The organism is Agrobacterium pusense (genome assembly GCF_013285525.1).
Classification (GTDB): Bacteria; Pseudomonadota; Alphaproteobacteria; order Rhizobiales; family Rhizobiaceae; genus Agrobacterium; species Agrobacterium pusense.
The window spans coordinates 2,148,918-2,167,500 of sequence record NZ_CP053856.1 but is presented as its reverse complement, the minus strand read 5'-3'; the positions used below and the strand labels follow the sequence as shown (position 1 = coordinate 2,167,500).

Below are 18,583 nucleotides of genomic sequence, written 5' to 3'. Positions count from 1 at the left end.
TGTTGTTCAACCTTATTGGATTGGTTGGGCGGCGAAGAGGTTCCAGGAAATAGCTCCACCGTATAGACCGTACCCGAAACCGACACAGGTGGTCAGGTAGAGTATACCAAGGCGCTTGAGAGAACTATGTTGAAGGAACTCGGCAAATTGCACGCGTAACTTCGGAAGAAGCGTGACCCTTTTGTACGCAAGTATGATGGGGTGGCACAGACCAGGGGGTAGCGACTGTTTATCAAAAACACAGGGCTCTGCGAAGTAGCAATACGACGTATAGGGTCTGACGCCTGCCCGGTGCTGGAAGGTTAAAGGGAGGGGTGCAAGCTCTGAACTGAAGCCCCAGTAAACGGCGGCCGTAACTATAACGGTCCTAAGGTAGCGAAATTCCTTGTCGGGTAAGTTCCGACCTGCACGAATGGCGTAACGACTTCCCCGCTGTCTCCAACATAGACTCAGTGAAATTGAATTCCCCGTGAAGATGCGGGGTTCCTGCGGTCAGACGGAAAGACCCCGTGCACCTTTACTATAGCTTTACACTGGCATTCGCCAAGGCATGTGTAGGATAGGTGGTAGGCTTTGAAGCAGGGACGCCAGTTTCTGTGGAGCCATCCTTGAAATACCACCCTTATCTTCGTGGATGTCTAACCGCGGTCCGTTATCCGGATCCGGGACAGTGTATGGTGGGTAGTTTGACTGGGGCGGTCGCCTCCGAAAGAGTAACGGAGGCGCGCGATGGTTAGCTCAGACCGGTCGGAAATCGGTCGTCGAGTGCAATGGCATAAGCTAGCCTGACTGCGAGACTGACAAGTCGAGCAGAGACGAAAGTCGGTCATAGTGATCCGGTGGTCCCGTGTGGAAGGGCCATCGCTCAACGGATAAAAGGTACGCCGGGGATAACAGGCTGATGACCCCCAAGAGTCCATATCGACGGGGTTGTTTGGCACCTCGATGTCGACTCATCGCATCCTGGGGCTGGAGCAGGTCCCAAGGGTATGGCTGTTCGCCATTTAAAGCGGTACGTGAGTTGGGTTCAGAACGTCGTGAGACAGTTCGGTCCCTATCTGCCGTGGGTGTAGGAATATTGACAGGATCTGTCCCTAGTACGAGAGGACCGGGATGGACGTATCTCTGGTGGATCTGTTGTCCTGCCAAGGGCATAGCAGAGTAGCTATATACGGAATGGATAACCGCTGAAGGCATCTAAGCGGGAAACCAACCTGAAAACGAGTGTTCCCTATCAGAGCCGTGGAAGACGACCACGTTGATAGGACGGGTGTGGAAGCACAGCAATGTGTGAAGCTTACCGTTACTAATAGCTCGATCGACTTCTTCGTTCCCATTGTTCATGCTCATCAAGCAAAGCTTGATGATCTGTTCTGTCTTCACGCTGACGTGGCCTTCGGCCACTACGCTGCAGACGGCGCGCCAAACGATTGGCGACGGACTAGCGTCCTGTATGGGCGCCACGCTCGACCTCGAGCAAGGCAACATACGGATAAGTCACAGAAACGACGTGTAAATTAAAACGAAGCGCAAGCTTCCCAGCTTCTCGAAAACAACGTTCATGTGAAAACATGAACAATGTTGCGTTTTGCCGACCTGGTGGTTATCGCGGGGCGGCTGCACCCGTTCCCATTCCGAACACGGCCGTGAAACGCCCCAGCGCCAATGGTACTTCGTCTCAAGACGCGGGAGAGTAGGTCGCTGCCAGGTCTGCAAAACGCATCAAAAATCTTCTCATCACATCCCTCGGCCCAGCCGAAAAAAAAGGGCCGCCAAAAGCGGCCTTTTGCAGTTTAAGACAAAACTTAAGGAAAACGCCAAGCGCGTCCCTTACAGGAGATAAATTGCTCCGCAATTTACTCCGGCAAAGATCCGTCGTCGCTAAAGCAACGACGTAACCGCGACATTCGGCCTTGCCGAATGCGCTGGACGCGGGGTGGAGCAGCCCGGTAGCTCGTCAGGCTCATAACCTGAAGGCCGCAGGTTCAAATCCTGCCCCCGCAACCAAAATTACGAAGAAAGCAAACACGAAAGCCCTCTCCCAAAAGAGGGCTTTCTTGCGTTTTGGGCATGGCATAACACTAGCACAAATCCGCCCCCGAGCACGCGCGGCAAGTGGATGCACCCAAACACAGTCGAGCACTCCGAAAACAACCCGGCTTCACAAAGTCCCGGATGCGACCCTGGCCCGAAGCCATGCTTGCCTGTGCCGATCACGTCTACGGCTGTTGCCAATGAGGATAGGTCACATAAGCAGTCAACGCTCCTTCTTCTTGAGACCGGATCGTAACCCTGTCGCCTTTCTGCATGGCGATGATCTCTCCCGGACCTGCCATCACCGTCTTGTGGCTATCGGAAACGGTAATACTTCCTTCCAGGATGACCATCGTGTCGTGTACGGCCATTGTTTCTTCGAGAATCTGGTTTGGTCCATAACGCCCGAATCCGATAGTGACCGGCCCGCCATGACGCTGATCGAGGAGGTTGGCGGTGAAAATGTCACCGTCTTGTCCTGGTGAGCGTTCAAATGCCGCATCAGCAATGGCGAATTTATGAATGACCATACATTGTCTCCTTAAAGGTTTTGCCGTGCGTGGAACCGGTTTGAACCGCAGCACGTGCTTGTGCACTCCGCCGAGAAGCTTCTTGTCTGGCGATAACGCCGAAAATCTTCATTCAGGATGGCAGCGTTGATCATCAACACGCCGAGGGAATAACCGGAATAGGTCTTCAGTGTTCCGTTTTACGATTATTGCTTGCGAAAGGCTTTGGCCCCGGAAGAGTTCAGCGCTGCAGGTCGGCGACGGGCGCTGTGCCAAACATGCTCTTATACTCCCGACTGAATTGCGAAGGGCTTGCGTAGCCCACGTCATACGCCACGCGGGAGACATTGGTGCTTCCGGAGGCGAGAAGCTTTCTGGCTTCCAGCAGGCGTATATGACGCTGGAAGGCCAGGGGGCTAAATCCCGTGACAGCCTTGAAGTGCCGGTGAAAAGAGGTGACGCTCATGCCGGACGAGGCCGCCAGCTCGGGAATGACAATCGGTTCGTTGTGATTGGTGGCAAGCCAGTCGGCCGCCGTCTTGAGTTGCTGGAACCGGTCGTTTCGCCGTCCGACCTGCCGAAGCGTATCGCCCATCGAGCTTTGCAGCAACCGATAATAGAGCTCGAACTCGTAGTGTGGCGCGAGCGCACCGACGTCATCGGGCGTGGCCAGAAGTCCGACAAGGCGAACAAATGCATCGCCGACAGGTCCGTTCAGATTGTCTGATGCGACCGCACATGTCCAGCGATCCTCATGCTTGGGCATGTCGAGCACGACACGCGTGAGCATTCCGATATCGAGATGAAGGCTTATGCCGATGTAGGGAAGCTCTGGCGTCGCGTCAGTCAGCTGGTGGACATAGGGCAGGCCGAAGGACGATGTCGCGCAGTCGCCCGCCAGCAGTTCGAAACGATTGGCGCCCATGGTCAAAACCTTCGTGCCCCGTAGAACGGCGTAGAACATCGGCTCGAACACCGCCGGTGTGGGTGGCGTGGTGCGTGTACTTGTCCATAGCGTCAGGCGCGGGACAGGGGTCGGGATGGCGACGGTTCCCCCCTGACGCTCAACAAAGGGAGCAACGTCCTTCAGCAGTTGGGTGATTGGTTTCACAGAGCCGGCCATCATCTCAGGCATGTAGTGATTTGGAAGGATCAGGCAAGTCTCTGGGAAGATCGGGCATGTAGCTTTCGCCGTGTCCGCCTATCTTCAGTCTTGACGAATTGAGCTGCCACGATCCCCGGTAATCAGGTGGAACATACCTCGAGACCGCGCATCGGGGCGACATGAGATTGAAAGGGTCCGGATTATGCAGGAACTGGCTGGAAAGAACGCTCTGGTAACGGGTGGTTCGCGTGGCATAGGTGCAGCAATTGCGCGCGCTCTTTCTGGGAAGGGAGCGAATGTAGCAATAACCTATGAGCGGTCAGCCGAGAGCGCCGCGCAACTCGTTCGGGCAATTCAGGCCGCGGGGGGCACGGCCGTCGCGATCCAGGCTGACAGCGCCGATCCGGCCGCAATACAACACGCCGTGGACGAGACGGTCCGGGCTCTGGGCGGCCTCGACATTCTCGTCAACAATGCCGCGATAGGACGATACAATAATATTGCCGATTTCGCAGTCGAGGATCTCGACGCGTTGCTGGCGGTTAACGTCCGCGGGCCTGTTCTGGCGTCGAAGGCAGCCATTCCACACCTCAAGGAAGGTGGCCGGATCATAAATATCGGCTCAGCGGGCGCGGATCGCATCGCCGGCGTCCCCGGTACGGTCTATTATATGACCAAGAGTGCGCTTCAGGCATTCAATCGCGGACTTGCGCGAGAATTGGGTGCTCGGGACATAACGGTCAATCTCGTTCAGCCGGGACCGACGAACACCGACTCGAATCCCGAGACGGGAGAATCAGCGGACTACCAGCGCAGCCTGAGCGCGCTTGGCCGCTTCAATCAGCCGGAAGATGTCGCGGCCGCCGTCGCTTTTCTCGCAACGCCTGCCGCCCGGCAGATCACAGGGACGATCCTTACCGTCGACGGCGGCGCGCTTGCTTGAAAGCGCACTGCGGCCGGTGCTTCGCTCGATGAAAATCGGACGGGGCACCGATCGGTAACCGATCTCTGTTGAAAAATCGGCGCAGTCTGTACATCCCCTTCGTTCTTGAACCGCGAAGCGAAAAAATAGCGTCGCATCATGCTCCCTGCCAGCCAAGGAAAAATACATGAAAGCCGCAGTTTACGACAACCCCGGTCCTCCTACAGTTTTGAGATATGCTGATGTGCCCGATCCGGTTTGCGGGCCGGATGATGTGCTTATTGCCGTCGAGGCGATTTCCATTGAAGGCGGCGATCTGATCAATCGCCGGTCGACACCACAGCAATCACCGTGGATTGTCGGCTATGCCGCTGCAGGGACCGTGATTTCCGTTGGTAAAAATGTCCGCGACCGGGCGGTCGGCGAAAGGGTGGCTGCATTCGATATGCAGGGGTCCCATGCGGAACTCTGGTCCGTCCCGGCCTCGCGCACATGGCTTGTGCCGGAGGGCGTGGGAATGGCACAGGCCGCGGCCCTGCCGATTTCGTTCGGCACGGCTCATCATTGTCTGATCACCAAAGGCGGCTTGCAAAAGGCAGACACAGTTCTGATACAGGCTGCCGCCGGCGGCGTGGGTTTGGCTGCCGTCCAATTGGCGCGTGACGCCGGCGCGACCGTCATTGCTGCGGCAGGTGGTAGTGAAAGACAGGCACGCCTGCGCGGCCTCGGCGCATCACATGTCATCGATCGGCTGGAAAAGGATGTCGTTGAGGAGGTTCTCCGGCTGACCGGTGGCATGGGGGCTGACCTCGTCATCGATCCTGTCGGTTCGACTTTGCAAGCGTCCTTATCCGCTCTCGCGCCCGAGGGTCGCCTCGTGTTCGTCGGGAATGCAGGTGGCGGCAGCCTCCATGCCGACCTCTGGCCGCCGATGCAGAACAATCAAACGCTGCACGGTGTCTTCATGGGGCCGCTCTTCGAGAGGCCGGCGGTATACGGAACTGTCATCCAGCTTCTCAAGGCCGTGGCCGAGGGACGCATGGAGGTCGTGATCGATCGCGTGTTTCCGTTGAGCGACGCCTCGATGGCACATGAATATGCGGAGAGAGCCAAGCCGCTTGGCCGCGTCGTGATGACACCTTGAGGTTGCTGCCACCCATTCATGCGGTCAGGCGCTTGAGCCCTTCCCACTGCCGAAGCACTCGATCAGCATTTCGGTCAGCACCCGGACTTTTCTTGCGGGATGCTGACCCGGCGGCCGGACGACATATATCCCGGCCGGGGGTGGAGGATGACCTTTCATCACTTCCACCAGCTCGCCCGCAGCCAGATAATTTTTGACGAGGTCGTAAGGCAGCACGGCGACTCCCAATCCGGCCGCCGCGGCGACAGCAAGAGCAACTCCGTTATCGGCCTTGAACTGTCCCTGCGGACGAACGGTTATCACCCTGTCTCCGTCCATCACCTGCCAGGTTTCCGTGCCTTGCATGAGAGCCTGATGAGCCACAAGTTCTTCGGGTGTTTGCGGCGAGCCGTGGACCTTGATGTAATCCGGGCTGGCAACAAAAATTCCATAGAGCGGACCGACGCGTCTGGCGACGAGGCTTGAATCCGGAAGGTTCCCGACCCGGATCGCGCAATCATATCCTTCGGCGATCAGATCCACGAAACGATCAGTGTAGCAGGTCTGGATCTGAAGCTGGGGATAGCGGCGCGCCATTTGCGCAATCACGAGCGCGAAATGCGTTGGGCCGAAAGAGAGCGGCGCTGCAATCCGCAGACGCCCGCGAAGCTCACCAGCCGGAAGAATCGTCTCCCGCGCCATATCGATGTCGGCTGAAATCCTGGCGGCATAGTCCCGGAAGGTGGCGCCCGCCTCCGTCAGGGAAGCGCCGCGCGTGGACCTGGCCAGAAGCTGAACGCCAAGTTCAGCCTCAAGCCGCGCCAGCCGCCTGCTGACCATGGACTTGGAGATGCCGAGCCGCACTGCGGCCGAAGAGACACCTCCCGCATCTGCAACTTCGACAAATGTCCTGATGTCTTCGATATCCACTCTGCGTTCCCCATTCTGCAACACAGCTCAACGCTGACAAGGACTACCGCATCATAAACAGGAATGACAAGTTCCTCCCGCGGCAACGCCCGAAGGGATGTAGGTCCCTTGCGCAAGCGCCTCGATAAACCGCCAACACAGGATGAACCCATGACCTTTCGTAACGGCCTTGATTCACTTCTCCGCCCCGAAGATTCCGTCCTCGTTCTGATTGATCATCAGCCCTATCAGCTCGCAAACCTGAACAGCCATGATCCGCAGGCTGTGGTCAATCTCACAACGGCGCTGGCGAAGCTGGCCAAAGCCTTCGATGTTCCGACTGTCCTCACCAGCGTAATTGCGGCACGCGGCGGACTTCTCTTCAAGCAGATCACCGACGTGTTTGCTGATCAGCAAGTCATCGATCGCACCTGGGTGAACACCTGGCAGGACGAGAATGTAGTGAACGTTGTCAAGGCGACCGGCCGCAAGCAGCTGATCATTGCCGGACTGTGGACCGAAGTCTGCGTTGCAATGCCCGTGATCCAGGCCGCTGGCGAAGGCTGGGACGTGACCGTGATCACCGACGCATCCGGCGGGATTTCGAAGGAATCTCATGAAGTTGCCATCCAGCGCATGATCGCGGCCGGCGCAAATGTGATGACGGTAATGGCGCTTGCGGGTGAGTGGCAACGCGATTGGGCCCGCACCGAGCATGTTGAGGAGCTGACCGAAATTCTCATCCAGCACTTCGGCGGCAGCGGCATCGCCTATCTCTGGGAGCAGCAGTTGCTCAACACGCCGGCGCCGTCCACCAAGGGCGGCCACTAACATAGAGCGGGATGTTGGGGTGCGGGACGGAGAGCTGCGTAAGGCCCATCGTCGCAAGCTTCTTCATCCCAGCCCTGCATCCGCATTGCACGAGCAATCGTCCGTGGCGAGTTTCGTCATGAAGCTGTTACCGAAAGGGTCGCTTACCCATGGTGCGGGGCCGCGGGCAGGAGCTTAAAAGTGCCCGTTGCATCACGGGTGGTGCAACGGGCGCTTATCCGACCTACAAGTGTTTTCAGGTCGGACGAGACGGAGGCTCGGTATCTGGCACGACCGACAAGGTGTGCTTGAGACATTTGAGCGCAAAGCAGGAGCGCGAATGGCGCACGCCCTCGATCTTGTAGAGCTTGCGGCGCAGAAATTGCTCGTAACCTGCGGTTCCCGCCACCGCGACCTTGATGAGATAATCATATTCGCCGGTGGTCAGATAAGCTTCCAGTACCTCTGGAAGAGCCGCCATGGCTTCGCCGAAACGTTCCAGAACCTCATCATCGTGACGCTCCAGCATGACCTCGATGATTACCGTCTCGGTCAAGCCTAGCTGCGCCTGATCGAGAATTGCCGTATAGCCGCGGATGACACCTTCCTCTTCCAGCCGCTTGACTCGCTGCCAGCAGGGGCTGGGTGAAAGTCCCACCTTCTCGGATAGTTCCGTATTGCTCAGCCTGCCGTTTTCCAGCAGGGCGCGGAGTATTTTGCGGTCGATCCTGTCGAGCGGCTTCGTCATGCCGGTCTCTCCCAAACATGCAGCAAAAAAATCTGCCGCCGATCCGTCGGCGTGCGAAAGAAGTGTCTTGGTTTCGATGCTTTGGCTGCGCCATTCGAAAGCACCTTCGGCTGGTTTTTTAGTACCGTACTGCATGGTACAGGCAGCAGGGAGGAGCGGGCATGGCACCGATATCGCAGCAGCATTTTCCAAGACCCAGGACGTTGATCCATCCCGGTATTTCCGCGCCTGTGCGCATCAACAGCCTGCGCTCGCCCTCGGCGCGCCATGTCCGGCTGTTCATCAAGCCGGGGCGCAGCCTTTACGACGGCATCGTTCAGCCGCTTGCGGGGGAAGGCATTGAAAGCGCCTCCCTGACCATACTCGGAGGGCACTTCGATGGATTGTCCTATTGCGTTGCTCCGCCTGATCCATCCGGCAACGCCGTCATCGCTTATACGAAGCCCATCGACGCCGGTGCGGCGTGGCTCATCTTCGGCAACGCCACGCTCGGGCGCAGCATGAAGGGCGAGCCGATCGTGCATTGTCATGCCGCCATGCGAACCGCGGCGGGTTTGGTCAGGGGCGGTCATTTGCTGACAGAATCCTGCATTGTCGGCGAGGGTGGCATTTCCGCGCTTGTGACCTCGCTCGACAGTTTTCTGTTGCAACAGTCTTTCGATCCAGAAACGAATATTCCCCTTCTTCAACCGAAAAATCGCATGGAGCGCGCCAATGAACATGCATGATATTGTCGAATCCGGTTCCATGGGACGCGTTGCCTATGCCCGCATAGCCCCCAATGAAGATCTTGTGCTCGGCGTCGAGAAACTGTGCCTGGCCGAGGGCTTCCGCAATGCCTTCGTGCGCGGTGCGCTGGGCAGCCTGGTGGATGCGTGCCTCGGCACCCGCAGCGGCGATTTTCTGCAGATAAGCGGCCCCGCCGTTGAAATCGTTTCGATAGCCGGCGAAGTACGCGCCCAGCCTGATGGCTCGTTGCGCGCTGCGCTGACCGGCGTTGTGGCCGATACGGAGGGTGCGGTTTACGGCGGCCCCTTCATCGCAGGCGCCAACCCTGTCTGCATGACTTTCGAGGTGACGCTGGAGGAATGGCTGCCGACGGAAAAATCGCAAGCGGCGTGAACAAAATGGGACGAGCAGGGGCGCCGTGTCGCCAAACGTCCCTGCGCCGCTCAAGCTGCGGCCTCACGTTTCTCCGTCAGAAGAAGTTCGAAGGTGACGCAAACGGGGTTTTTGCCGCGCACCAACCGCCCGCCGCTGATGTGGCGGGTGAGATCGACCATCGCAATATCCAGCGCCGTGCGTTCACTGTCGGAGCTGATATGGCCTGCGCGGATAAGGATTTCGCTGGCGTAGGCGGTAATGGTCGTTCCGTCATCGTAGTCCGCGCCGATAAGGCTTCCAATGCCATTGACATCGGCTTCCGGCAGGCCGAATTCCGTGCAGGCCGCTTCGAGGGCGAGGCAGATGTCGGTGTTAGGCCGGACAGTGCATAAAAGCGCCCTCAGTCCCGCATCCTGATGCCTACGCGGCCGGGGGATGGGTGTGAAAAGCGGAAAATTCGTTTCCTCATCCTGCCGAGCGTCGAGGATCGCTCCGTCAAGCGCCAGCGCCTCAAATTGTATTTCTTGGGCAAATTCGGCTTCGAAGGGAAGCAGATGTCCCATGGAGACGACGCCCTGAGAACTTTTCCACGAACCATGGCAGTGCAGAAACGGCTGGCCATCGCGCCGTCCCATATGAAGGCCGGCATCGATGATCGTGCCCTCAGGCATGGAAAAGGTTTCGCTGTACCAGGCTGCATGGGAGGCATCAGGAGCGGCCGCGGGCATAACGTATTCAAGCCGCTTCATCGGCACGTTTTTCAGCCTGATGTAGCCACCTTCGAAACCCCGTTCCGCAAAGGCAGCGGCAATCGCTTCGTTGACGCACATGCCGGCACGGACGGTTAACGTGACGGGATGGGCACGGCAGCCGATGGCGCGAAAGCGCTCGGGTGTCTCCGGTCCGGGGTGGACGATGCTGCGCGGAAGCGCTGCCTGGGCCATCGGCGTCATACCGCCAGCCCCGCGGTGATGAAGCCGCCATCCACGGCAAGAACCTGACCATTGACGTAGCTCGCATCATCCGACACCAGAAACGCCACGGCAGAGGCGATTTCATCGGTTCTGCCATAGCGGTGCATGGGAACACGGCTATGCCACTGATCGCGAACATTCTCGGTATGGACCGCCTGGGTCAGTGGTGTATCGACCGGGCCGGGTGCAATTGCATTGACGCGGATGCCCGATTGTCCGAGTTCGTTCGCCATCACCATCGTCAGGAGATTGACGCCGCCTTTCGAGGCACCATAGGCGCTGCGGCCCCGGTTGCCACACATGCCGGAAACCGAGCTGATGTTGACGATGGAGCCGGGAATCTCACGGTCCAGCCAGTAACGCGCCGCCGCGCGAGCCACCGCGAAGCTGCCGACGAGATTGACGTCGACGATGCGGCGAAATTCTTCGACGCTGGTCTCGACGGAAAGCTTGTCGATGCCGATGCCGGCGCTGTTGACGACGGCCACCAGATCAACCGCCTGTTCAACGCCATTCACCGTCAATGCGGCGAATGCCTCCTCTATCGACGCTTCATCCGCCACGTTGCACACGATGCCACGCGAGGCGTCGATACCGAGCTTCTCGCAGGCCGCGTCCAGCGCTTCGCGCTTGAGATCCAGCAGCCAGGGTTGCCATCCGCGCGCCATCAGCAGCTGCGCGGTGGAAAAACCGATGCCGGATGCTCCGCCGGTGATCGCGACAGCCCCTTTTGTCCCTGCCGTCCGTTGTGTCATACCCTCTCCTCCCGGTTGAATGCCGCGCGCGTCAGCCTGTCCGCTTTTCCTCGAAAACCGGCATCTGGCCGCGCTTTTCCAGCTCTTCGCGGATCATTTTCTTGGTGATCTTGCCATAGGCGGATTTTGGCATGGCATCCCAGAACACGACTGTTTTGGGCAGCTTGTAACGGGCCATCTTGCCTTCCAGATAGGCCCTGAGGTCGATGCCGGCGATGTCAGCGCCTTCTCTCGCCACGCAGACCGCCACGCCCACTTCACCCCACACCGCATCTGGCACACCCAGAACCGCCGTCTCGCTGATATCGGGATGCATGAGAATTTTTTCTTCGATCTCGCGCGGATAGATGTTCGAGCCGCCGGAAATATACATGTCGGAGGCGCGCCCGGTGATGTAAACGAAGCCGTTTTCATCGCGGTGGCCGAGATCGCCGGTGCGGAACCAGCCGTTGCGGAAGGCTTTGGCATTGGCGTCGGGGTTGTTGTAATAACCGGCGAAGACGGCGGGACCGATGACGCAGATCTCGCCGGTTTCTCCCGCCTCCACCTCTTCGCCTGCGTCGTTCTGGATCTGCACCTCCATGCCTGTCCGGTCGAACCCGCAGGTGCCGACCCGCGCTTCCGGACCGTCTTCTGCGCTATGAAAAGAAGGGGGAAGCACGGTGATATTACCGGTGACTTCGCCGAGGCCGAAATATTGCACCAGCACCGGACCGAGCTTTGCCAATGCCCGTTTCTGGTCGGCGCGATACATCGGCGCGCCGGCATAGATGACATAGCGCAGCGAGGAATGATCGAAACGATCCACGGACGGGTCTTCGATCAACATTTTCAGAATGGTCGGCACGGTGAAGGCATTGGTGACACGCCATTTCTCGATCAGCGCCCAAACGGCGGGGACATCGAGTTTTTCCGCTGCCGGCAGCACGGTCTTTGCCCCGTGCGCCACCTGCACCAGCTGGTGAATACCCGCGCCGTGCGAAAGCGGAGCGACAACGATGGATGCGTCGCCTGTTCCCGTGCCGGGCATCAGATCGCAGAGATGGTTGGTGATGACAAAGGCCATCTGCCCATGGGTCAGCACCGCCGCCTTGGGGCGCCCGGTGGTGCCCGACGTGAAGAAGAACCAGCAGGGATCGTCGCGATCCACCGCCTCACCCTTGACCTTCTGACCCAGATGACGGGCGACAATCGCATCATAATCCTCACCGAATTCCGCCTGACCGATGGCGATGGTGAAATCGATCGCTGCGGCTTCACGGCTTGCTTTCGCATGTTCGGGAAAAGCGCTGGCGCAGAACATGCCGCGTGCGCCGCTGGCCTTCGCCAGGTAGCCGACTTCATCTGGCGATTGGCGGTAATTGGTCGGCACCCACACCGCGCCCACCCGGAAGCAGGCGAACATCGATTCGAACATCTGGTTGTTGTTGGAAGACTGCACCAGAATACGGTCACCCTTGACGACACCGAATTCATTGACCAGCGCATGCGCCATGGCGTCGACGCGGGCTTCCATTTGCGCCCAGCTCCAGGTCTTTTCACCCCAGACGAAGCCGATATGATGCGGGTTGCGGCGCGCGGCCTGCGTCAGAAAATGCGAAAGGTTCATCACCCGCGTGGTTGATGGTGTGACACCGCCCGGAGGATGCTGCACGGGGCCAGGTGTCCTCATTTCACGCGCTCCATGATCGAAACATAGTTGGCAACCGCGGTGCCGCCCATGTTGAAAACGCCGGCAAGCGAGGCGCCGGGGATCTGCATGTCTCCAGCCTCGCCCATCAATTGCATCGCTGCCATTACATGCATGGAAACGCCGGTCGCTCCGACCGGGTGGCCTTTCGATTTCAGTCCCCCTGAAGGGTTGATTGGCAAACGGCCGGTCTTCAGCGCGGTGCCTTCGTGCACGACCCGGTGCCCTTCGCCTGGTTTTGCAAGCCCCATGGCCTCATATTCGATAAGTTCGGCTATGGTGAAGCAGTCGTGCGTTTCAACGAAAGAAAGGTCGTCGAGCGTAGCGCCCGCAAGTTCCAGCGAGCCGGCCCATGCGCGGCGGGCGCCCTCGAAGGCCAGCGGGTCGCGGCGGCTCAGCGCCAGAATGTCATTGATCTGTTTTCTGCCCCGAAAGCCGATCGCCCGGTGGAGGCTGGCTGCGGTTTCTTCGTCGGCCAAAACGATGGCCGCCGCGCCGTCGGAAATCAGCGAGCAGTCGGTACGGCGTAGCGGGCCTGCGACATACGGGTTCTTATCGGACACGGTGTTGCAGAATTCGAAGCCGAAATCCTTGCGCATATGGGCATAGGGATTGACCGCGCCGTTGGCGTGGTTCTTGGCGGCGATCATCGCAAGCTCCTCCGAGCGATCGCCATAACGCTGGAAATAGGCCTGGGCGATGCGACCGAACTGGCCGGCAAAACCGCCGGGGATATTGGCCTCTTCTGCGCGGTAGCAAGCAGAGAGCAGAATGTCGCCTACCTCGGCGGTGGGAAGCGCCGTCATTTTTTCGGCGCCCACGACGAGCGCAATGCGGCCCCGCCCCGCCTCGATGAAATCCATCGCGCTGTACAGGGCGGCCGATCCCGTCGCGCAGGCATTTTCGAAGCGCACGGCGGGCGTATAGGCCAGTCTTTCATCACCCATTGCCACCAGGGCGCCCTGAAAATCCTGTTTCGAGAAACCATTGTTCATCACACCGACAAAAATGCCGTCGATATCGCCAACGTCGATGCCCGCATGGTCTATGGCCGGCGCGACGACTGACGCCATCAGCTGTTCGGTATTTTCAAGGGTCGATTTGCCGAAAGGCGAATGCGCCCAGCCGACGATCTGCGCTTTGCTCATTTGCTCGTTCTCCTTGCCTGTCGCTTCGGTTCGCCGTCGCCGCGCGTGCGTGCACGGCTGGCCATCATTTCTGCGATGCGTGTTTCGATACGTGTCACCTCTTCGCGCAGCAGCGCCGCCAGTTCTGGCTGACGCTCCGGCCGCATGCGGCTATCGACGGCGGCGATGCTCAACGCTCCCGCCACCGCTCCATCCGGCGTGCGGATTGCGACACCGATACCCCATGAATTGGAAAGGATGAGGCCGGGATTGAGCGAGTAGCCGTTCGCCCGGGTCAATTCGACATCACGGCGTAGCCCGTCGAGCGTGATACCGGGATAATTCGCGGCGATGAGGCCGCTATTGGCGGCAATGACGCTATCCACTTCGGCATCGGGCAGGGCGGCCAGCATGGCGAGAGATCCGGCGCCGATACCCAGCGGGTGCTCGAAACCGGCCTGGAGCGCATGGGTGCGCACGGGCCAGGTGCCTTCCTCGCGATAGAGGCAGAGAGAAAACGTATCGCGGCGTACCGAAAGGAAGCTCGAATCCTCGGTACGGCGGGAAATACGCGTCAGTCCGTCCTGGGCCATCTGCAACAATCCGAAACGGCGTGATGACAGGCTGCCCAGCACGTAGGCTTCCTCGCCGAGATAATATCGGCGTGTCTCCTCGTCCTGTTCCACGAGGCCTGCCCGGATCAACGCCAGCAGCAGGCGGCGGGCCGTTGGCTTGTTCAACCCGCTTTCGGCGACGATGCCGGAAAGCGACACACCGCGTTCGGCGTGCCGCCCCACCATGGACAGCAGCGCCAGCGCCCGGTCCACGGCACGTGCCCCTGTCAGATCGTTTTCCGCCGCAACCACCGTGGCCATATCAGGTAAACGCCCCCACTGCGCAACTTTGGCCGCCGTCGACCGGCAGGCAGATGCCCGTGATAAATTTTGCTTCATCGGATGCCAGAAAAACGGCGGCGCGGGCGATATCGAAGGCATCACCCATGCGCCCCACGGGCACCGCGGCATTACGCGCCGCCACCATTTCCTCGACGGAGGCGTACTGGTTGCTGATCTGCTTGTAGATCAGCGGCGTATCGATCATGCCCGGCAGAACGCAATTGGCGCGAATACCTTGCCGTGCGTATTGCATCGCCAGCGCCACGGTGGCCTGGTTGACCGCGGCCTTCATGGCGTAATAGGCGAAATAAGGATAGCCGGTCCAGCGGATCGAGGCGAGTGAGGAAATATTGACGATGGCGCCGCCGCCCTGCCTCAGCATCACCGGCAGAACAGCCTTGGCGGTGCGATAGACAGAGCCGATGTTGAGATCGACGGAGGCGCGAAAGCGCTCCTCATCCAGCTCCACCGGCCCGCCCATATGCGTCACGCCGACATTATTGTGCAGGATGTCGATGCCATCAAAGGCATCGCAGGTTCGTGCAACTGCCGCTGATACGGATTCCAGCTTCGTGACATCGGCGGCAACGGCGATTGCCTCAAAACCTTCTTCGCGGATGATCTGCGCGGTTTCTTCAGCCGCGCCGGCGGAGAGGTCGACACAGGCCACGCGCGCGCCCTCGCGGGCAAATTGCACGGCCGCAGCCTTGCCATTGCCAAAGCCCGGCCCCGATGATCCTGCGCCAAATACAAGCGCGCGTTTTCCCGTCAGGCGACCTGTCAAAACAGTCTCCATTAAAACAGCCAGAAGTGATCGGATCGGCCCCGCTTGCGGCGGGACCGATTATTTGCTGACCCGTCAGGTCAGGCTGGCGCCAACGGCCTTTTCGAGAATGGCCCAGGCTTCGTCGCCATATTTGCTTTTCCACTCGGAATAGAATCCGGCTTCCTTGAGGGCTGCACGGAAGAGCGATGCGTCAGTATCGTTGAAGGCCATGCCCTTGCTGATCAAGTCTTCCTTCACCGAGGCGTTGAGCTTCGCCACGTCGGCGCGTTCATCCTTGCCGGCCTGATTGAGGTTCTTGGCAACGATGGTGCGCAGGTCGTCCGGCAGCCGCTCCCACGCGCGCTTGTTGGCGAGGAACCAGAAACCATCCCACATGTGATTGGTAACCGAGCAGAACTTCTGCACTTCGAAGAGCTTCGCGGTGGAAATGATGGCCAGAGGGTTTTCCTGGCCGTCGACGACGCCGGTCTGCAACGCGGTGTAGACTTCCGCGAAGTTGATGGAAGCGGGAGCCGACTTGAAGGCCTTGAACATCGAGGTCCAGAGAGGGCTCACCGGCACGCGGATCTTGAAACTTTCGAGATCGGCAGGCGTGGTGATGGGTTTCGACGCGCTGGTGATCTGGCGGAAACCGTTGTCCCAGATCGTATCCATGGCGACGAGATTCTGTTTGGCAATTTCACCGCGTACATATTTGCCGAGATCGCCGTCCATGGCCGCCCATACGGAATCATAATCCGGGAAGGCAAAGCCGATGCCGCTGATGGACGCGTTTGGTACCAGCGTGGACAGGATCAGCGGCGAGAGCGTGAAGAATTCAACGCCGCCGGAACGCACCTGGCTCAGCATGTCGGTATCGGCCCCCAACTGGCTGCTGGGGAATATCTTGATATTGACCCGCCCGTCGGTTTCTTTCTCGATACGATCGGCCGCTTCCTTGGCGCGCACATTCATGGGGTGCGCAGCCGGCAGATTATTGGCATATTTGTAGCTGAATTCCGCGGCGCGTGCGCGCGATACGAACGCGGTGGCAAGAACGGCAGAACCGGCGCCCGCGAGCATGGTACGTCTGTTGATGATCATTGCTTTCTCCTCCCAAATAAAAGCATGTGTCGTTCGTCGGCATGGCGGGCGGACCCGCCACGGTGTCAGAGCAGAATTGTGGACAGACCCGGAATTCCGGCAATCAGCAGCAGGCCGATGACCATGGCTGCGAGATAGGGCCAGATGGCACCCATGGCTTCATCGGGCGAGACATTGCCGATCTTGCAGGCAATGTAGAAGCCGATGCCGATGGGCGGCGCCATCAGGCCGATATTCATGGCGACCACCACGACCATCGAATAATGGATGTCGTTGATGCCGAGCGTGCGGGCAATGGGGAACATGATCGGCGCGAGCAGAACAATTGCAGGCAGTCCTTCCAGCACGCAGCCGAGGATCATGAAGATCAGGATCGACACGATCATGTAGGTCATCCAGCCGCCCGGCAGGTCGGTTATCATCGCGGTCAATTCGAAGGCGAAACCGCTTTGCGTCAAACCCCAGGCCATGGCGGAGGCGCAGCCGAGGATCAGCAGGATCGCGCCCGAGAGCGCCGCTGTCTCCACCAGCATGGAGTAGAGTTTTTTCAGGCTGATCCCGCCATAAAGCACCGCGCCGATAATCATGGCATAGAGCACTGCAATGGTGGATACTTCGGTCGCCGTTGCCACACCGCCGCCCACAAGGCTGCGGATGAGGAAAGGCAGAACCAGAGCGGGTGCGGCAACCAGTGCCGCCTTGCCGACCAGCGGCCACGGAGTGCGTCTGGCGCCATCCATGTTTTCGTTCCGCGCTTTCCACCGTGCCAATACCGCCAGCACCAGAAGCAGCACCATGGCGATCATGAAGCCGGAGGTAAACAGGCCGGCAATCGATACGCCCGCTGCTGAACCGAGGACGATGAGAACGATGGACGGCGGAACGGTATCGGCCATGGCGGCGCCGGTGGCCAGCAGTGCGATCATTTCCTTGGGCTTGTGGCCGCGTCGCTTCATTTCCGGAAACAGCGCAGGTGCGACCGTTGCCATATCTGAAACCTTGGAGCCGGAAATGCCCGAGACCAGAAACAGCGAACCGAGCAGAACATAGGACATGCCCGCGCGGATGTGGCCGAACATCGAGGACAGCAGTTCGACGATCGCCTTGCCCATGCCGGTTGCGTCAAGGACGCAGCCCAGCAGCACGAATACCGGCACCGACAGCAGAATGATGCCCGACATTCCTTCATCCATGCGCCCGACCATAACGATCATCGGAACCCAGGTGGTGAAAGTCAGATAGGACAATGTTCCAAGGCCGAAACAGAAGGCAATGGGCACGCCGAGCGCCAGAAACACCGCCACGAACAGGCCGAGGAAGATCGCCAGGTTAAAATTGCCAAAGGATTCCAGTGTGGGCGACGCCAGAAACAGCAGGCCGGCAGCCACCGCAACCGTGACGATAGCAGCGACGATGTCCCGCAGCCTTTCCCTCCGGAAGAGGTTGTTCATGACCAGGAGCAACATCAGGGAGGCGCCGAATGGCAGGGCTGCGGCGCGGAAAGTCATGGGAATGTTCAGCGCCGCCGATGTGACGACCCATTCCTCGATGGCGTATTCGATTGCGGGCTTGATGATAGCCGCAAGAAATGTCGCCACCAGCACCAGCGCCAAGGAATTGATGTAACCCAGAAAACGCTGCGGAAACATGTTGAGGAACAGCGTCAGGCGCAGGTGCTCGCTACGGTCGATGGCAATGGCCGCACCCAGCATGGCAAACCACAGGAAGCACAACGACGCCGTTTCATCGATCCAGACAATCGGCAGATGCAAGGCATAACGTGATGTCACGCCGAGCAGAAGCAGGCCGATCATCAGCGCCAAAAGAATGGCTGCCATGGCCTCGACCGGCCGCATGAACCAGGAGCCTGTTACCGGCTCCGTGTGCAGTAGCTCGCCGTCGAGCACAAAGACGTCGTCATTCGCGTTTGCGGTCATGGTCATTGGGGCCTCCTCTCCCGCAGAACAACCTTCGCAATGGATGGTGGTCAGCAAGGCAGAATGTCCG

General features: G+C 59.3%; 17 protein-coding genes, 1 tRNA gene and 2 rRNA genes (1 of these 20 running past the window's edge). 8 read left to right on the top strand and 12 right to left on the bottom strand.

The window, feature by feature from the left end; genetic code table 11:
• The 3 genes from HQN82_RS10670 to HQN82_RS10660 form a co-directional block, all read left to right on the top strand.
• Window positions 1–1,331, top strand: a 23S ribosomal RNA gene (locus tag HQN82_RS10670); it begins 1,470 nt to the left of the window's first position.
• A gap of 264 nt (window positions 1,332–1,595) precedes the next feature.
• Window positions 1,596–1,710 (top strand): 5S ribosomal RNA (rrf, locus tag HQN82_RS10665).
• 220 nt (window positions 1,711–1,930) lie between these two features.
• Window positions 1,931–2,007 (top strand) — tRNA-Met (locus HQN82_RS10660).
• A 212-nt stretch (window positions 2,008–2,219) separates the two neighbouring features.
• On the opposite strand, the gene HQN82_RS10655 is transcribed toward HQN82_RS10660, so the two are convergent.
• Together HQN82_RS10655 and HQN82_RS10650 are read right to left on the bottom strand one after the other, a co-directional pair.
• The gene (locus tag HQN82_RS10655; RefSeq protein WP_112766996.1) at window positions 2,220–2,564 is read right to left on the bottom strand and encodes an ethanolamine utilization protein; all 345 of its coding nucleotides are present in this window, start codon (window positions 2,562–2,564) and stop codon (window positions 2,220–2,222) included.
• Between the two features lie 220 nt (window positions 2,565–2,784).
• Window positions 2,785–3,654 carry an AraC family transcriptional regulator gene (locus HQN82_RS10650; protein WP_234904857.1) on the bottom strand — a complete coding sequence of 290 codons (870 nt, stop codon included), beginning with the start codon at window positions 3,652–3,654 and terminating at the stop codon, window positions 2,785–2,787.
• Between the two features lie 196 nt (window positions 3,655–3,850).
• Between HQN82_RS10650 and HQN82_RS10645 the strand changes: the two genes are divergently transcribed.
• Window positions 3,851–4,591: an SDR family NAD(P)-dependent oxidoreductase gene (locus HQN82_RS10645; RefSeq protein ID WP_173614872.1), complete on the top strand. Its 741-nt coding sequence runs from the start codon at window positions 3,851–3,853 to the stop codon at window positions 4,589–4,591.
• A gap of 166 nt (window positions 4,592–4,757) precedes the next feature.
• Window positions 4,758–5,714, top strand: coding sequence for a quinone oxidoreductase family protein (locus tag HQN82_RS10640; RefSeq protein ID WP_112556989.1), 957 nt, complete (start codon window positions 4,758–4,760; stop codon window positions 5,712–5,714).
• A 24-nt stretch (window positions 5,715–5,738) separates the two neighbouring features.
• Here the strand turns inward: HQN82_RS10640 and HQN82_RS10635 are convergent, their stop codons facing one another.
• Complete coding sequence (locus HQN82_RS10635) at window positions 5,739–6,623, bottom strand: LysR family transcriptional regulator (protein ID WP_004443585.1); 885 nt, start codon at window positions 6,621–6,623, stop codon at window positions 5,739–5,741.
• Between the two features lie 150 nt (window positions 6,624–6,773).
• Here HQN82_RS10635 and HQN82_RS10630 point away from each other — a divergent pair, with 150 nt between their 5' ends.
• Window positions 6,774–7,433, top strand: coding sequence for a hydrolase (locus HQN82_RS10630; protein ID WP_112556987.1), 660 nt, complete (start codon window positions 6,774–6,776; stop codon window positions 7,431–7,433).
• 235 nt (window positions 7,434–7,668) lie between these two features.
• Here the strand turns inward: HQN82_RS10630 and HQN82_RS10625 are convergent, their stop codons facing one another.
• Window positions 7,669–8,160 carry an Lrp/AsnC family transcriptional regulator gene (locus HQN82_RS10625; RefSeq protein ID WP_042936218.1) on the bottom strand — a complete coding sequence of 164 codons (492 nt, stop codon included), beginning with the start codon at window positions 8,158–8,160 and terminating at the stop codon, window positions 7,669–7,671.
• A 161-nt stretch (window positions 8,161–8,321) separates the two neighbouring features.
• Between HQN82_RS10625 and HQN82_RS10620 the strand changes: the two genes are divergently transcribed.
• Together HQN82_RS10620 and HQN82_RS10615 are read left to right on the top strand one after the other, a co-directional pair.
• Complete coding sequence (locus HQN82_RS10620) at window positions 8,322–8,888, top strand: PPC domain-containing DNA-binding protein (protein WP_112766993.1); 567 nt, start codon at window positions 8,322–8,324, stop codon at window positions 8,886–8,888.
• A complete protein-coding gene (locus tag HQN82_RS10615; protein ID WP_004443574.1) occupies window positions 8,875–9,282 on the top strand; it encodes a PPC domain-containing DNA-binding protein in 408 nt (135 codons plus the stop codon). The genes HQN82_RS10620 and HQN82_RS10615 overlap by 14 nt, the downstream gene beginning before the upstream one ends.
• A 50-nt stretch (window positions 9,283–9,332) precedes the next feature.
• On the opposite strand, the gene HQN82_RS10610 is transcribed toward HQN82_RS10615, so the two are convergent.
• The 8 genes from HQN82_RS10610 to HQN82_RS10575 all read right to left on the bottom strand — a co-directional run bounded on the left by HQN82_RS10610 (window position 9,333) and on the right by HQN82_RS10575 (window position 18,519).
• Window positions 9,333–10,217 (bottom strand): PPC domain-containing DNA-binding protein, encoded by an 885-nt coding sequence (locus HQN82_RS10610; RefSeq protein WP_173614871.1) that lies wholly within the window; start codon window positions 10,215–10,217, stop codon window positions 9,333–9,335.
• Entirely contained in the window at window positions 10,214–10,993 is a 780-nt protein-coding gene (locus HQN82_RS10605; RefSeq protein ID WP_004443568.1) for an SDR family NAD(P)-dependent oxidoreductase, read from the bottom strand. The genes HQN82_RS10610 and HQN82_RS10605 overlap by 4 nt, the downstream gene beginning before the upstream one ends.
• Window positions 10,994–11,024: 31 nt before the next feature.
• Window positions 11,025–12,665, bottom strand: a complete 1,641-nt coding sequence (locus tag HQN82_RS10600; protein ID WP_112766991.1) for an acyl-CoA synthetase — start codon at window positions 12,663–12,665, stop codon at window positions 11,025–11,027.
• Entirely contained in the window at window positions 12,662–13,831 is a 1,170-nt protein-coding gene (locus HQN82_RS10595; RefSeq protein ID WP_004443563.1) for an acetyl-CoA acetyltransferase, read from the bottom strand. The genes HQN82_RS10600 and HQN82_RS10595 overlap by 4 nt, the downstream gene beginning before the upstream one ends.
• Window positions 13,828–14,685 carry an IclR family transcriptional regulator gene (locus HQN82_RS10590; RefSeq protein WP_004443561.1) on the bottom strand — a complete coding sequence of 286 codons (858 nt, stop codon included), beginning with the start codon at window positions 14,683–14,685 and terminating at the stop codon, window positions 13,828–13,830. Before HQN82_RS10590 ends, HQN82_RS10595 begins: the two co-directional genes overlap by 4 nt.
• A 1-nt stretch (window position 14,686) precedes the next feature.
• A complete protein-coding gene (locus HQN82_RS10585) occupies window positions 14,687–15,490 on the bottom strand; it encodes an SDR family NAD(P)-dependent oxidoreductase (protein WP_004443560.1) in 804 nt (267 codons plus the stop codon).
• 75 nt (window positions 15,491–15,565) lie between these two features.
• Window positions 15,566–16,576, bottom strand: a complete 1,011-nt coding sequence (locus HQN82_RS10580; protein WP_004443559.1) for a TRAP transporter substrate-binding protein — start codon at window positions 16,574–16,576, stop codon at window positions 15,566–15,568.
• Between the two features lie 65 nt (window positions 16,577–16,641).
• On the bottom strand, window positions 16,642–18,519 hold the full coding sequence (locus HQN82_RS10575) for a TRAP transporter large permease (RefSeq protein WP_004443556.1): 1,878 nt from the start codon (window positions 18,517–18,519) through the stop codon (window positions 16,642–16,644).
• Window positions 18,520–18,583: the final 64 nt, after the last annotated feature.